6 protein-coding genes are annotated in these 16,222 nt (G+C 69.2%); all 6 read right to left on the bottom strand.

The genetic code is table 11. From position 1 onward, the window contains the following. Nucleotides 1-123: 123 nt before the first annotated feature. On the bottom strand, nt 124-855 hold the full coding sequence (locus tag AB0E98_RS02695; protein ID WP_361697776.1) for a VIT1/CCC1 transporter family protein: 732 nt from the start codon (nt 853-855) through the stop codon (nt 124-126). A 219-nt stretch (nt 856-1,074) separates the two neighbouring features. Continuing rightward, nucleotides 1,075-2,010 (bottom strand): prolipoprotein diacylglyceryl transferase, encoded by a 936-nt coding sequence (gene lgt, locus AB0E98_RS02690; RefSeq protein ID WP_361697774.1) that lies wholly within the window; start codon nt 2,008-2,010, stop codon nt 1,075-1,077. Between the two features lie 93 nt (nt 2,011-2,103). After that, nucleotides 2,104-3,147, bottom strand: coding sequence for a hypothetical protein (locus AB0E98_RS02685; protein ID WP_361697772.1), 1,044 nt, complete (start codon nt 3,145-3,147; stop codon nt 2,104-2,106). Nucleotides 3,148-3,247: 100 nt separating this feature from the next. After that, nucleotides 3,248-3,493 (bottom strand): hypothetical protein, encoded by a 246-nt coding sequence (locus AB0E98_RS02680; RefSeq protein ID WP_361697770.1) that lies wholly within the window; start codon nt 3,491-3,493, stop codon nt 3,248-3,250. A 1,571-nt stretch (nt 3,494-5,064) separates the two neighbouring features. After that, entirely contained in the window at nt 5,065-5,526 is a 462-nt protein-coding gene (locus tag AB0E98_RS02675) for an SMI1/KNR4 family protein (protein WP_361697768.1), read from the bottom strand. A gap of 44 nt (nt 5,527-5,570) precedes the next feature. Further along, entirely contained in the window at nt 5,571-16,106 is a 10,536-nt protein-coding gene (locus AB0E98_RS02670) for a LamG-like jellyroll fold domain-containing protein (protein ID WP_361697766.1), read from the bottom strand. Nucleotides 16,107-16,222 lie beyond the last annotated feature (116 nt).

The following is a 16,222-nucleotide window of genomic DNA, read 5'->3' as shown; positions in this document are numbered from 1 at the left end:
GAACAGTCCGGAGATCAGTGCGGCACGGGCGGCATTGCCCGCAGCGCTACCGGATTGTGCCCTGCCACCAAGGAAATGAAACCGTGGAGAAACACGCACGTTATACGGCGGCGCGCATAAGAATTACCCCACGGCGCTCCCGAAGGCAATACCGAGGAGATACGTCACACCCGCCGCGGCACCGCCGAGCAGCAGCTGCCGCAGCCCGCTGAACCACCACGTCCGCGCCGTCACCCGGGCCACGACCGCGCCGCAGCCGAACAGACCCACCAGCGCGAGCAGCACGGCGGGCCAGAGCTCGGTGGCCCCGAGCAGGTACGGCAGCAGCGGCAGCAGGGCGCCCAGCGCGAACGAGCCGAACGACGAGGCGGCGGCGACGGTGGGCGAGGGCAGGTCGGACGGGTCGATGCCGAGCTCCTCGCGGGCGTGGATCTCCAGCGCCTGCTCCGGGTCCTTCGACAGCTGCCGCGCGACCTCACGGGCCAGCGCGGGCTCGACCCCGCGCGACTCGTAGAGCGCTGCCAGCTCCTCCAGCTCGTCCGCCGGGTGCTTGCGCAGCTCGCGCCGCTCCACGTCCAGCTCGGCGAGGACCAGCTCGCGCTGCGAGGCCACGGAGGTGTACTCACCGGCGGCCATCGAGAACGCGCCGGCCGCGAGCCCGGCCAGACCGGCGATCACGATGGCGTCGGACGAGGCGGAGCCACCGGCCACGCCCGTCATCAGGGCCACGTTGGAGACCAGTCCGTCCATGGCACCGAACACGGCGGGCCGCAGCCAGCCGCCGTTCACATCACGGTGGGTGTGATTGTCGCGGTGGGCTATGTGCGTTGCCGCGGCCGTATCGAGGACAGCCATGTCTCCAGATGCTCCCTTCCCCAGGGACGCGGACGGGTCGCCCGTGTTCCCTCTCGCACGACGTCGCGGGACGCCGCTTGTCGCGTATGGGTCGAAGGTACGCACGAATGGCCATGATCCGCTAGCAAGGAAGGCCGAACTTACCTCGCTGACCTGCGGGTTTACCAAACGGGCCCACGAAAAAGCCCGCCACGGCGGGGCCGTGGCGGGCTTGTGCCGTCAGAGCCTCTTGGCCCCGGGGCCGGAGCCGGCCCCGCTTCCGCTGCCGGTGCCCGGCTCGGGCTTGGGCTCGGTGTCGTCACCGGCCTTCTCGCCGCCCTCGGCGGCCTCGGCCGCCGCGCCGGGCTCCACGACGAGCTCCCGCCCGGGGACCCTCTTCGAGGAGATCACGAAGTACGCGACGGCGGCGAGGAAGACCAGGATGGCGGTCCAGCCGTTGAGCCGCAGGCCCAGGAAGTGGTGGGCCGTGTCGACCCGCAGGTACTCGGTCCAGAAGCGGCCGACGGTGTACGCGGCGACGTAGACCGCGAAGGCCCGCCCGTGGCCCAGCTTGAACCTCCGGTCCGCCCAGATCACGAGCGCCGCGACGCCGAGGCACCACAGCGACTCGTACAGGAACGTCGGGTGGTACGTGCCGCCGACCCGCCCGATCGCCGGGTCCGGGTCGATCTTCAGCGCCCAGGGCAGATCGGTGGGCCGGCCGTAGAGCTCCTGGTTGAACCAGTTGCCCCAGCGGCCGATGGCCTGCGCCACGGCGATGCCGGGCGCGATGGCGTCCGCGTACGCCGGCAGCGGGATCCCGCGCCGGCGGCAACCGATCCAGGCGCCGACGGCACCCAGCGCGATGGCGCCCCAGATGCCGAGGCCGCCCTCCCAGATCTTGAACGCGCCGACCCAGTCCCGGCCCGGGCCGAAGTACAGCTCGTAGTCCGTGATCACGTGATACAGCCGCCCGCCGACGAGCCCGAAGGGCACCGCCCACACGGCGATGTCGGCGATAGTCCCGGACCGGCCGCCACGTGCGATCCAGCGCTTGTTGCCGAGCCAGACGGCGACGAAGACGCCGATGATGATGCAGAAGGCGTAGCCGCGCAGCGGGATCGGTCCGAGGTGGACGACACCGGTCGAGGGGCTGGGGATGTATGCGAGATTCATGGCACCCCCGACGCTACCTTGCCGGAACGCGCGGGTGGCACCCCGCCCGGGGCTACGTCTGCGTAACACCGGGGTGGTTTCGCGGCCGGCGGCTCACGTCCGGGTGACCGTTCCGCACTCGCTGTGATGGGCCGAGTCGCCCTTCCCCAGGTCGCGACTGCGGTCGTAGGGGTCGACGGTGGGGCCGGACCGGTCCGTCTCGTCATGCTTCCCGTGATGCGGCCTGAGCCTGGGGAACACCGGGTGGATGAATCCGTCCGAGACCTCGCAGGTGATGTTGCCGATGTCCGCCGCGTGATGGCGGACGAACAGCTTGCCGGGCACCACATGGAAGCGGGCCGGGTCGAAGACCTCGGTGTCCAGGACCCGGCGCACGATGACGCGCGCGACCTGCTTGGACCCCTTGTCCTTCTTCGTCAGCGGATAGACGAAGGTGTAGTCGGCGTGAACGGTGACGACACCGCCCTTGCGCTCGGCGAAGGTCATCCGGCCCCGCGTCTTGACGGTGCCGCCGACCATGCGGACCTCGTTGGGGTCGAAGCGGCTGAAGAGGAGGAGCGGGTCGTTCTCCTCACCGGGCTTGGCGAGCCCCGCGTTCACCTTGGCGATCAGCTTCTCCTGCCCCGGCTCCAGCAGGTCCAGCGCGGCGGCCGGGCGCTCGCCGCGCAGGGTCACGGGGTCGAGGTCGGCGGCGACGAGGAAGTCCTTGGTCAGCTTCAGGGCCGAGGCGACCTGCTCCTTCGACGACTCCCCCACGGGCGCGGCCTCGGGCGGGACGATGCCGGCCGCGCCGTCGGCGTACTGCAGCGCCGGCGACCCGGCGAAGGGACGGTCGAGGGTTGCGGTGCCCTCGGGCGATTCGGGGGCCTCGCCGGGCTTCCCGGTCTCGGGGCCGAGGGGCGCGGGCCGGGCATGCGACGCCTTGTCGTGACGGAACCGGTCGACGACGCCGCCGGGGTTGAGCACGAGCACCCCCACCGCACCGACGGCCAGGACTCCCGCGACACCGCCGAGCACCCGGCGCCTCCGGGCGGCCTGCCCGTTCATCTCCCGCCACGCGGGGCCGGTGCGCCAGCCTGGGGGCAGCTGGGGCGGGGCGTTCTTCGGGGCCTTCTTCTCGGAGGATTCGGCTGACACCGCACGCTCTCTTGTTTCAACGTTCCATCAGATCAGAGGAGAACAGTAGAGGCGTACGGAACGGGGGGCGAGGGCAGCCCCTGCGTCGGCAGCCCCTGGGTCAGCACGCCGCCTTCGCTCTCCGCAGCGCGTCCCGGTGCTCCAGTGTCCAGGCGGCGCCCCGCTGCGCCTCGGGCAGGCCCGCGAGTCCGGCGGTGATGTGATCGACGGCTTCGTCGTAGCGGCCGAGGGCCAGGGTGCACAGCCCCATGTTCAGACGGTTGAACTCCGGCGTCAGCCAGTAGGCGGTCTCGGGCGGCGGCACGGCCGCAGCCGCGTCGGAGAGCCGCTCGGCCTCCTCGGCCACCCGGAGTGCCTGATCGGTCTCCCCGAGGGCGGCGAGCCCGGCCGCCGACTGGAGCAGATCCCCCCAACCGCTGAGCGGGGTGCGCGCCCGGCGTGTGCGCGGCGGCGGCGTACCACCGCGCGACGCCTTGCTGACGTCCCTGCTGACGGGCGAGGTATCCCCGGAAGTTCAGCGCCTGCGCGGCAAGCGTGCCGTTCTCGATGGAGTCCGCCAGCTCCAGGGCCTGGGTGAGCATCGCCACCGCTTCGTCGTCCCGACGCACCTGGGCGAGCATCCACCCGGCGAACTGGGAGAACTCCGATGCCACCGCCGTCAGCTCCTCCCGGTACGGCCCCCGGGCCTCCTTGAGCAGGCGGGTCACGTCGGCCACGTGGATAAGGGTGGCCGGGATGGCCGACTCCGGCCTGAGGGAGTCGGCCAAGCGCCCGGTAGGTCGCCAGTACACGCCCCAAGGCTTGAACGGTCCCGCCATCCACCCGCGAAGGCTGTCGAGTGCTGCGGGCGACCCGTGAACGCTCGTCAGCATCGAGCCCCACTCCGGACAGCGCTCCCCCGGCCTCGACAAGCTGGTCGAGGGCTTCGGCCAGCTTCGAGGAGGGCTGTTGCTTGCCGTTGAGCACACAGGAGAGATAGGCGAGGTCGTACTTGATCGCACGCGCTGCGGCACCCATGGAATAGCCACTGTCCCGCAGAGCGCGGCGGGCGAGATCGGCAAAGTCGGCGCGGTCGCTCACGGTGAACCCCTAGGCATCGACTCGTCCTTCAAGTTTAGTCAAGCCCAGTCAACTCCCGCGTGAGCACGGGAACATCCCACGATGGCCGGGAAGACAAGGACCCCCGTGACCGTGCGACCGGTCCGGGGGCGTGGCCCACGCTACAGAGGAGCGTCGACGTGCTCGACCGTATCTCCCGCCGGCTCCGTCAGGTAAGAGCGCTGTTCACAGGGACAGCGTCTTTGTGCACCCACGTCAGCCAACCGAAGACGGCACCGGCAGCGGAATTCACTGCCTACTTCGTGTGGGTGACCGCCCACGGCATTGACTTCCGCCCTCGCCAAAGCCGTGAAGTGGAGGCGAATCGGTGACGTCGGCTGGGGACGAGCAGCACATCAGCGAGGCACCGACTCCGACGCGGGGGGGACGAGCCCGAATCGCACGCGTTGACTGAGGACGCCCACCCGGCGGTGACGAGCGACGAGCTCCGAGCCAAGGTGGCCGAGGCCAACCGACGTAGTCGGCAGAGGTGGGTGCCGTGATGAGCGAGCATGCCGCTGAGACAGCGATTACCCCGCCCCTCCCGCGCCGTCCGCACTGCGAAGAGTGCTGGGACATCAAGCGCGAGAGGGCGCGGGCCCTGGCGGTCGGCGACCGAGAGGGCCCGGCGGCGTTGACCACGGCGATGGGTGTGCACCAGCGAGCAGCGCACCCGTGACGATGCGCGATCGTCCGCCCCGGCTGGCCGGGGCGGACGATCGCCAGGGGGCCGAGGGAACCCACCTCGTTTCACCTCGGCCACACACACGACAGCCCTGCCTTCGATCAAGAAGGCAGGGCTGTCTACCGGATCAGAAGCTACCGCGATAGATACTCACGCGGATCTATCACATAGGCAAACACTTCATTTAGATCACGGAAGAGCATGCTCGATCCGTTACCTGTCCACCAGTAGCGTTCCGCAACGGCACCTTGCGTATCGATCATGAAAATTCCGTGAGTCGCGTCGCTGTTCACCGCCACGGGAACGAGCTTGGTGGAGGACGGCAGATCCTCGTCTTCCAGCATTTCCACGTCCAGGACCATGTCGAGGAACGATTGAGCCACCTTCAGCTCCGGGCTGTCGGGCCAGTCACGGCACCCAAGGATGACCATGTCCACGTAGAAGCCGTCCAGGCCGTCACTGACCGACAGAAAGTCCCGATAGCTCCGCTCGAGAGCGGAACCCAAGGTTTCCTCGAACTCCACGAGCTGCTGCGCCGACGCAGGCGGACGGAGCTTGACCGAATCCTCAGCCAGCCGCGAAACAAGATCCTGCATTACCCGATTCCCTCCAATGAACACAGTTACCTTCAATCGCCCCGTTAATGCCTGGTGATCTGACAGATCCCATACGCACCCACAGATACCGATCCGGACTCATATTCGGTTGTGTAAGTACTGGGATCCCCATGAACCCCTGCATAGTAGAAACCTGTCGGCCGGTATCCCACCGAATACTTCTGAGCATACGAACCGACCCTGGAGTTCACTGCGTCATCCTGTTGGTGCCAGCAGTAAGGCTTCTCCTTTCCGGACCAGGTTGTGTCCGGGAGGTGTCCTGCGACGGTCTGGCCACTGTACTCGTATGGCGTGCCTTCCACTTCCTCCTTGTGCTGGCGCTTGTACTTCTCTGCCAGCTTCTCGAGCGTGGTACTTCCGGCCGACTCATTCTTCGGCGATACACGGCCCGTGAGAGACCAGTAACCTGGGATCGCATTGATAGCCGCAATGTGATCCTTCAGCTCTTCGATCTGGGCCGCTGTCGCACCTCGAGGGGCTCGGAAACATACAGGCCCGGACATCCCCTTCCCTGCCCGATTCGTTTCGAGCAGCTTCGTGCAGTCGGTGTCGTCATCCTGGTTTCCGTTTCCACTAGTCCCACGCGAGGGATCCGCACCTGGCGCAGGGTGGACGGTGGCGTCCGGCGCCTGGTCCGCCTGATAGGTGTCGCTGTTGAACATGTCGAGGATTCGCGCGGCGGTGATGACCGTGTTGACCACGTCGCCGAACTTCCAGCCACCGTTCGGGTCGAATCCCGGCTTCAGCGGCGGGCGCTTGGGCGCGGGCTTCGGGAAGCGGCCGCGGTTCGGGTTCTGCTCGATGCGCGGGCGCGGGGGACGGGCCGGACGGGTGCGGGTTCCCGCTCGGCCGCCGCGGCCTCCGCGATACGGGCGGTAGACAGGCTCGTCGTAGCCGCCTTCGGGGCCACCGCCATCGCCACCGCCGTCGCCACCGCCATCGCCACCGCCGTCGCCTCCGCCTCCGCCATCGCCGGCGGCCTCGTCCTCCGCCTGGGCTTCAAAGGCCTCGGCCTGCTCGAGCAGGCGGGCGGCCAGGAGGTCGTTCTCGGCCTCAAGGGTGTCGCTGATGTCTTGTGCGTTCTCAAATCCTCCGGATTCCGTGTCGTCACTGGTCCAGTCGCGGTACTTGTTACGGGCCCAGTCCTCGACGCCGCTCAGGCTGTTTGTCAGGGCGCCGCAGGAGTAGTAGCAGGCGGTGATCAGGCCGACGGATTCCACCAGGCCCACGCCTTCGGCGATGCACAGGTCCCAAAGGCAGTGCCCCGACGGGTCCGTCCCGTTCAGCGGCGACGCGTTGCCGTATCCGTACCGGTTCGCCTGCGCCGACGGCGAGGCGTCGAGCTGCCAGGTGTCGCGGGACGCGAAGCGGCCCGTGCCCGGCTGGTACCAGCGGGAGGCCATGTTGACGTCGCCGGTCGACGGGTCGGTCCAGCCGGACTGGTAGCCGAGCGACGAGCGGGCACCCGCCTTGGCCCGTACCGACCCGAACGGGTCGTACGACGCCGAGCCCATTAGCTTGGTCCCGTCAGCCGACAGACCCGCCACCACATCCGTGTGCTGGTCCGTCACCGACCGCTGCGCGGTCGTGCCGTCCGTGCTGCCGAGCAGCGCGCCGCCGGGGGTCCGGCTGTACGTGCTGGTGCCGTCCGCGACCAGGTTGTTGGAGCCGCCGTCATAGGTGAACGCCTTGTCACCGCTCCGGCCGACGCGGTCGAGCGAGTCGTAGCCGTACGTCGTGTCCCCGTCGGCGATGCGCCGCTCGAAGGCGTCGTACGTCAGGGCGCGCGGCTTGCCGCTGCCCGTGTCGACCGAGGCGAGGGTGCCGCGCGGCGTGTAGCCGTAGCGCGTGGTGCCGTCCGTCAGCTGACGGTTGGCCTCGTCGAAGGTCGCGGTGGTGTCACCGGCCTTGACGCGGTTGCCGGCGTCGTCCCACGCGTACGACGTGGTCTTGCCGTCGCCCGTCCAGGACGTCAGGCGTCCTGCCTTGTCGTATGCGTACGTTTCCTTTCCGGCGCCCGCGACGCCGCTGGTGGTCTTCGTGGTGAGGCGGTTGTCCAGGTCGTAGTCGTACGCGGTGGACATGACCTCGGTCGTGCCGTCCGCGCCGGTGACCTTGGACTCGGTCAGGCGGCCGAGCTGGTCGTAGACGTAGCCCCGTCGGCCGCCGGTCCGCCAGTCCGTCGCGCCGGCGGGCTTGGACGCGTACTGCTCCTGCAGCACACGGCCGGCCGCGTCATAGGCGGTGACGGTCTGGCCGCCGGTGACGGCGTCCTCGGTGCGGTTCAGACGGCCCGCGGCGTCATAGCCGTAGGTGGTGGTGCCGGACTTGTCGGTCCGGGACGTCATGTTGCCGTCGTTGTCGTAGGTGTAGGTGGACTTGCCTCCCGGACCGTTCGAGGTCAGCAGCTCGCCACGGTCGTTGTAGGTGTAGGTGTTCGGGTTGAGGAGGTCACCCGAGCCGGCCTTGGTGAGACGGCCCGCCAGATCGTGCTCCAGGGTCCGGTCGGTGGTGGCGGCCTCGGCGCCCGTGCCCGTCTCCTTGGTCAGCCGGCCGTGGACGTCGTAGGTGCTGTGCCGCTCGACACCACCGGGCGTCAGCTCGGCCACGTTCTGGCCGGCCGCGTCGTAGACCTTGGTCCACGTGCGGTCGGCGGCCTTCGGCTGCGCCGCCGTCACGGGCTCGATCGTGGACTCGGGCAGGCCCCACGGCGTGAACGTGTACGTCGTGGTGTTGCCACGTCCGTCCGTCAGACGTGTGCGGTGGCCCATCGCGTCGTAGCCGAAGGCCGTGGTGATGGTCTTGCCGTCGGCGACGGGCTCGACCTGCTGCGTCATCCGGCCCGAGGCGTCGTACGCGAAGGTGCTCTTCGCTCCCGAAGCCGAGGTGGCGGAGATTCGGTTGCCGTCGGCGTCGTACGCCACGGCGGTCGAACGCAGGGCGGTGTCACCGGTGCCGTATTCGGCCGTGCCCGCCACACCGCCGAAGCCGTCGTAGCGCGTGACGCTCTTCCGGCCCGTCGCGTCGACGGTCTGGAACTGACGGCCCAGGGCGTCGTACGCGAACTTCGACGTCCCGCCACCGGGCTCGGTGGCGCTCAGGACCTCGCCCGCCACGTCGTACGCGGCCGACGTGATCAGACCCGCCGGGCTGGTGGACGACGTCTGGTTGCCCGCGTCGTCCCAGGCGTAGCGCGTGGTGAGGTTCTGCGCGGTCGGGTAGCGCTCGACGGCCGTGGCCGTCAGCTGTCGGCCCAGCTCGTCGTACGTGGCCTCGGTCCGCGCGCCGGTGGGTCCGGTGGTGGAGAGGCGCAGGCCCGTGGGCGTCCAGGTGAATCGATTCGCCTGGTCGTCCGTCGACGCCGGCTGCAACGGGTTGCCGCCGAGGCCGGTGTTGAGGTTGGCGTTGAGCAGGCTGGTCGCCGGGAGCGACTGGCGGATCACGTGACCCAGCTGGTCGTAGGCGTAGCTGACCGTCCGGCCCAGCGGGTCGGTGGTCACCGACCTGCGGCCCAGGGCGTCGTAGGCGACCCGGGAGACGGCGGTGATCTTCTCTCCGCCCGGCGGAGTGTAATCGGGCAGGGTGACGGCGGTGGCCCGGCCGAGCTTGTCGACCGCGGTACGGGTCACCGACCCGTTCGCGGCCCGGGCCTCGGTGGCCTCGCCGAAGGTGTTGTACCCCCTGAGGGTGCTGGGCTTGACGGCCTGGGGCTGCTGGCCCTGCTGCTCGGCCTGGATCTGCGGGGCGGTCTGCTCCACGAGGTGGCCGAGGACGTCGTAGCGGTTGGTGGTGGTGAAGGCCGTCGCGTCGGCGCCGGTCTCGTTGCCGCGCGGGGTCGTCGCCGCGACGGTCAGGCCGCGCTGGTCGTAGGCGAACGTCGCCGTACGCGTGCGGTCGCCGTCGACGACGGTCTGGGTGAGCTTGTCGCCCGCCTTGTCGTAGGTGAAGCGCTGGGTGCTCAGCGCGGTCTTCTGCTCGACGGGCCGGTCGGCTTCGTCGTAGGCGTAGGTCGTCCAGCGGTTGAGGCCGTTCGGGTCGAGCACGCTGCGCGTGACGCGGCCCGTGGCGTCCATCTCGTTGGTGACGGTGGCGGTGCCACCGGCTCCGGTCCGCTGGATCAGGTTGCCCGCGCCGTCGTAGACGTCGGCCTCCAGCACGATGTCGTGCTTGCCGCCGTCGGCCTGGGTGACGCTCTTCGCGGTCTTCGACGCGAGCTTGCCGTCGTCGAAGTAGGCGTAGGCCGTGGTGGCGCCCATCGCGTCGGTCGACGAGGCCAGGCGGCCCGCCGGGTCGTACGCGTTGGAGGCGACCACCAGGTCCTTGGCCTCGCCGGAGGGGTCGCCCCGCCAGCCCTTCAGAACCGTTTCCGCGAGGCGGCCGCCCGGCGTGTAGCGGTACTCGTACGTCATCCCGAGGGCGTCGGTCGTACGGGCCTTGCGACCGAACGCGTCGTAGGCGACGACGGTGTCGTTGCCCTCCGCGTCGGTGGTCTTGTCCTCGAGGCCGTGCTCGTCGTAGTGGTGGGTGATGGTGCGCTGGGCGTCACCGCCCGTGGTGTCCTCCGTGGATTCGGTCAGCAGCTTGCCGTCGGGGTCGAAGGCGCGCGTGATCTTCGCGGTGTGGGTGACGCCCGTGATCTCGTTCTTCACCGCGGCGCCGGTCTCGGAGACGATCCGGGACATGGCGTCGTAGGCGAAGGCCGTGGTCACACCGTCCGGCCGGCTGTCGGAGACCTGGGTCTCGGCCAGCTTCCGGCCGATGCCGTCGTACGCGTAACGCGTGACCAGGCCGGACGGGGCCGTGGCCTGGGCGAGGTCGCCCTGTGCCGTGTAGCCGTACTCCGTGACGGCACCGCCGGGAGCGGTGGTCGTCCGGACCAGGCCGGCCGGGACGGTACTGCCGCCAGCGGCGGCTTCCTGCCCGGTGGTGTACGTCGTGGCCGACTTGCGGCCGTCCGCGAGCACGGTCGTGTCCGGGAGGCCGAGCGCCGTGTACGTCATCGACGTGCGGTAACGGTCGTCGCGGGCACTCGTGGAGCGGGCGTCGCGGGTGGCCGTGGGCTTGTCGTTGCGCGGGTCGAGCGGGTCGGCGGTGTTCAGGTAGTAGTCGGTGAAGGACGTCCAGCAGGAGTTGGCGTCACGGCAGGTGGTCTTGGAGACCGTGTTGCCGCGCGCGTCGTGTCCTGTGACGGCGAAGTGGCCGTTGGGGTCGGTCACCGTGTGGAGGAAGCCGCCGGTGTCGTACGCGTAGGTGGTACGGCCCCCTTCGGTATCCGTAGCGGTCATCGGGCGCTGGCCGCGCAGGGCGTCGTAGGAAACGCTGCTGGTCCGGCCCGCCGGATCGGTGACGCTGATGGTGGATGTCAGCGAGGACACGCCGGAGTTCCGCATGGCCTGGTAGTGCTCGGCCACCTGGTCCTCGGTGAGCTCCTTCGGGTAGAAGGCCGCCTCGTCGAGGTCGCCGGTGAAGTAGCGGGTGCCGGGCGCCTTCCCGTCCCAGCTCTCGCTCGAGTAGCCACCACCCAGGTAGGTGTGGGCCATGGTCTCGGGCTTGGACGGCTCGTTGAGGCTGCCGACCTTCGTCCCGTCCAGGTAGAGGGACTGGCTGGTGCTGCCGCCGGTGATGACGACGTGGTGCCACTGGTTGTCGGTGACCGCCGTGCCCGAGACGATCGGCTTTCCGGAGCCTCCGTGCCACAGCTGGCCGCGCAGCTTGCCGTCGGCGTCGATGAGCAGGCTCGGGTTCCAGTCGGTGGGCGTCTTGCCCAGCTCCGCGTTCTGCATCCCCAGCAGCACACCGCTCGGCTTGCCGGTGCGGAACCACATCTCGGCCGTCATGGCCGGGGTGTTGCCCATGACTCCGAACGGCAGCTCGACCGAGCCGTCCCCGGCCAGGGTCACGGCGCCGTTGTCACCGGGTCCGAAGGTACCCGTGGTGCCGAGCTTGGCCTTGGTGTACGTGCCGTCACCGGCGTACACGGCGGCCTTGCTGCGGGCCTTGTCACCGCTGGTCTCGTCCAGACGCCAGTAGCCGGAGGGCGCGTCGGCGGTGACCGTGCCCCGGTAGTGGGCGCCGTCGCCGGAGACCAGGCCGGTGCGGGAGCGGTAGTGCTCGGCGACCGTTCCTTCCGTCAGCTCCTTCGTGTAGAAGGCCACCTCGTCGAGCTGGCCCGTGAGGTAGCGAGTACCGGCGCTCTGGCCGTCCCAGCCCTCACTGGAGTAGCCCGCGCCGAGGTAGGCGTGGTCCAGCGTCTCGGGCTTGGCCGCGCCGGTCAGAGCTCCGACCTTCGCTCCGTCGAGGTAAAGCGTCTGTCCACTGGCGCCACCGGTCAGGACCGTGTGGTGCCACTCGTTGTCGGTGACCTTCTTGCCGGAGACGAGCGGCTGCCAGGAGCCACCGTGCCACAGCTGGCCGCGCAGCTTGCCGTCCGAGTCGACCAGCAGGCTGGGGTTCCAGTCGGTCGGCTGCTTGCCGAGCTCGGCGTTCTGAAGACCGAGCAGGACGCCCTGCTTGCCCGTGCGGAACCACAGTTCGAACGAGAGCGCGTTGGCTCCCTTCAGCGGGTCCGTGGGCACCTCGACGGCCCCTGCGGACCCGTCGAGCGTCGCCGAACCGTCGTCGCCGTCGGAAAAGGCACCGACCGCGCCGAGCGTCACGCCGTCGCGGTAGGCGCCGTCGGCGCCGCCGGTGATCTCGTTGGACGCGGTGGAGCCGCTACGGTCACCGAGACGCCAGTATTCGACGGGGCCGGACGTACGCACTGTGTCGGCGTACGCGGCAGAGCCTGCGGAGTAGACCGGTGCGGAGACCTTCCAAGTGCCGCCCTTGCCGTCCGTGGTCTCCGTGACCCGGCCGGTGCCGGAGTCGTAGGCGACCTGTGCGTGGACACGGCCGGACGGGAGAGTGACCTTGGTCAGCCGACCCGACGCGGCGCGGGCACGGTAGTGCTCGGCGATGGTGGTGGCGTCGAGGGGCTGGTGGTAGACGGCCACCTCGTCCATGAGGCCGGTGAAGTGGCGGATTCCGCTGGCCTGTCCATCCCAGCCAGCGCTGGAGTAGCCCGCCCCGAGGTACGTGAACGACTGCTTCCGGTAGTCGATCGGACCGGTCAGCGTGCCGGCGAGGGCGCCGTCGAGGTACAGCGACTGCGTAGTGCCGGCAGCGGTGAGCGCGGCGTGGTGCCAGGTGTCGTCGGTGACGGTGCCCGCGCTGACGATGGGCTGGACACGGCCCGTCCAGTACTGCCCGACGAGCTTGCCGTTCTTGTCGACGGACAGCGTCGGGGTCCAGTCGTTGGGCTGGCCGTCGGCCAGCCGGCCGTCCTGGAAGCCGACCAGGACGCCGGGCTTGGTGGTCTTGAACCACAGCTCGGTCGTCAGGGAGGTCGAGGTCCGGATGGTGTCCTCGGGCAGTTCGACGTAGGAGTTGGTGCCGTCGAAGGCGGCCGCCGTGTCGCTCGTACCGGCCATGGCTCCGGCGGAGCCCAGCTTCACGTCCCGGTAGAGGGCCTGGTTCAGGCCGGTGCGAGAGGGAGCGTCGCTCGCGGCGATCGCGCCCTGGGCCTCGCCCAGTCGCCAGTACGAGAGGGGGTTCTGGTCGAGGACCATGCTGCGGTAGAGCGAGCCGTCGCCGTACTCGTAGACCGTGCACTTGTCGGTGGTGCCCGGCGGGCAGACCTTGACGAGACGGTCACCGGTGTAGGTGTACGTCCACGTCAGGCCGTCGGCGCCGATGCCGCCGGTGCCCTTGGCGGTTGCGGTGGCGACCTTGCCGCCGTTCCAGGTGAAGACGAGCGAACGGCCCGAAAGGGCGTCGCGGGCCTCGGTCAGCTTGTCGTCGGTGTAGGTCAGCCGCTGTTCCCGGCCCGCCCCGTCGGTGATCTTCGTCAGCCGTCCGGAGGAGTCGAAAGAGTACGTGCTGGCCGACTTGTCGCGCAGCACCCAGCCGCCGCCACTGACGGAGGTGAGGGTGATCGCGCTGCCGGACGGTGCGGCGTAGGTGCCGTCGGTGTTCCGGCCGAACCGGACGCGGCTGCCACCGGCGGTCGTCACGACGACGTTGCCGGTGGTCTCGGCGACCGCGCGCATGTCCCAGCGGGTGGACCAGCCACTCCCGAAGACATTGTCCGTCCGAGGATCCTGCGAGTTGTAGGAGCGGACGATCGCCAGATCCGGGCCGACCGTGGGAACGGACGCGTCCGTCGCGGCTGTGGCGTAGTTGCCCGAGCGGCTGCCGAACTCCCGGCCACCGTCGCCACCGAGGTGGGCCGTCACAGCGGGCTGCGGGACCTGGGTGGTGAAGTAGGCGGGGCCGGGACGGTTCGAGGTGTCCTTGCCGTCGTAGGCGTAGGCGTACCAGGCGTAACTCTTGCTCCAGGACAGCCAGCCGCTGGGGACGGCCCACTGCTGGGCGGTGCCCCGGTCACTGCTGCGGCAGTTCTTCCGGGCGTCCTTGCCCTCGACCTCGCAGACCTCGAAGGAGTACTGCAAGGTGCCGGACGGGGAGTGGTCCTCGTCCTTGCCCGACGCCCAGAGCGTCGGGGTCAGGGAGTTGAGCGTCGCGCCACCGGCCGGGGATTCGGCCGTCAGCTGCGGCGGGAGGTTGACGGCGGCGAACTTGATCGCCGATCCCGGCACGCCTTCGCTGGTGAACCGGGGGCCGTCGAGGACGTCCATCGTCCAGACCAGGACGTAGGTAGCGGGCTGCAACGCTGCGATCTTCGCGTCGAGGGTGACGCTCTGACCGGGGGCGACGTCCTGCGGCATCGGGGTCCAGGCGACGTGCGACGTGTCGTTGTATTCCTTGCCGGACTCGTCGTAGAGGTTGTAGCGCAGCTGGATGTGGCCGCCCTTGGTCCAGGTGTCCTGGCCCTGGTTGGTAACGGTGACCTTCATCGACCCCTGGGTGGTGGCCGTGACGGGTTTGGTGAAGTCGCCGACCTTGTACGTGGCTCCGTACCGGGTCCACGTGACGTCCAGGCTCGGCTTGCCGTTCGGGTAGTTGTCGGAGCCGAACTGCTTCCACGCCTTGGTGTCCGAGTCCGAGGCCTTCACGGCGAGGCCGTAGTTCTTCTTGCGGCCGTGGGTCCAGTCGTCGACGACCTGGCGGCCGTCGGAACCGAGGCCTATGGACTCCCATGCGGGGTCACAGGACCAGGACGCGGTGTTCGGCGGGCGCCAGCCGTGCGCGAAGCTCTTCGACACCAGGGAGGGGCCGGTGTCCGGGCCGGGGTAGGACTTGGTCGACGACTCCGACCAGTCCGAGGTGATGGCGTGCACCGTCACCGGCCGCGCGTCGCAGGAGTACGACCACGTGTTGTACAGCGCCAGCTTCGCGTCCAGCACCCATGCGTTCTTCAGCGAGTTCTCGACACCGTTGAAGCGCAGGAACGAGGCGGCCTTGTGCGTACCGCCGTCGTAGGTGCCCGCCTTGAGAATGGTGTCGCTCGAGAAGTCCTGGGTGTACGGGGTCTGCACATATGTGCCGGATGTGGCATCGATACCGCTGACCGACGGGTCCACCTTCACCGGGAACACCCGCTCGGGCGCGCTCAGCCATTCCTTGTCGAGGGAGACGACCAGCACCTGGCGGCCGTTCTCGGTCTCCAAGCGGTAGCGCACACCCGAGGAGATCTCGCCCTGGTTGGCGTTCTCCGCCAGGTGCGAGTCCTCCATCCAGCCCGCCGGCATCCGGGCGCGTGCGCGGGCGTCCTTGTCGAGGAACACCACCCCGCCCTGGTCGTCGAGCTTGGCCGTCAGACCGTCCGTCAGGAGCGGGAAGCGCCATTCGGTCGGCGCGTCCTTGCTCTTGAGGAGGAGGGTCTCCTTCACGGAGTCGCTGCTCGCGATGTACTGAAGGTCGGTGGCCTGCCGTACGTCGGGGTAGGTGATGACGCTGCCGACCGCCTTGCCCGGTGCGGGTGCGCTGCCCGAGAGGCCGTAGCCCAGCGACGGTCCGTCGCTCAGCTTCATGCTCATCACCGGGTTCGCGTCCGCCGTGGGCGCGAAGGTGATGGCGACCGCGGTCGAGCGGGTCTCCCACAGCGGGCCCGTCGGGGTCGCCGCACGAAGGCTGCGACCGGGGCGGATCAGCGTGGAGTCGATGGGCTTCCAGGAACCGTCACGATCCTTGAAGTTGACCGGCTCGTCATAGAAGCGCGTGGTGTAGGTGCCGTCCTCGTTGAGGAAGGTACGGCGGCGCTCCTGCCGTTCGGCGGGCAGCTCCTTGCTCTTCTTCTCCGAGAAGCCCTGGGGAGCCGGGACGCCGGGCGGTGCGACGTACTCCGCCGGGCCCATTCTGGGCCGCGGGGGCTTGGCGCCGAGCTCCCGCTCGGTGAGCTTGTGCTCCGGCGGCAGCTGGCCCGGGGCCTCGAGCGCCCCTGGACGGCCGCCTCTGGCCGAGGCCTCGGTGGCGCCACCGGTGGTCCGGTGTCCACGGCCCGCCGCCGAGCCCCAGCGCTGACCGGGTGCGCCGGGGCCTCTGAGTGAACTTCGATTCCAACGATCGACTGCCAGCGCGACCTGCTCGGTTCCGCATAGCAGGGCCATGACAATCGCCATGGCAAAAGATATATGACGTGTAAAACGCACGACTTTCCCTATGGAGTGAACAAAAATCGCCCATGTCTACTACTTAGGCGATCTTCACTCAACCCCATAGCGGGCATAACGGACCG

The sequence above is a fragment of the Streptomyces sp. NPDC037389 genome (genome assembly GCF_040636475.1).
GTDB classification, from domain to species: domain Bacteria; phylum Actinomycetota; class Actinomycetes; order Streptomycetales; family Streptomycetaceae; genus Streptomyces; species Streptomyces hesseae.
The sequence above is the reverse complement of the archived record's forward strand: the minus strand, read 5'-3'. Positions and strand labels throughout refer to the sequence as shown.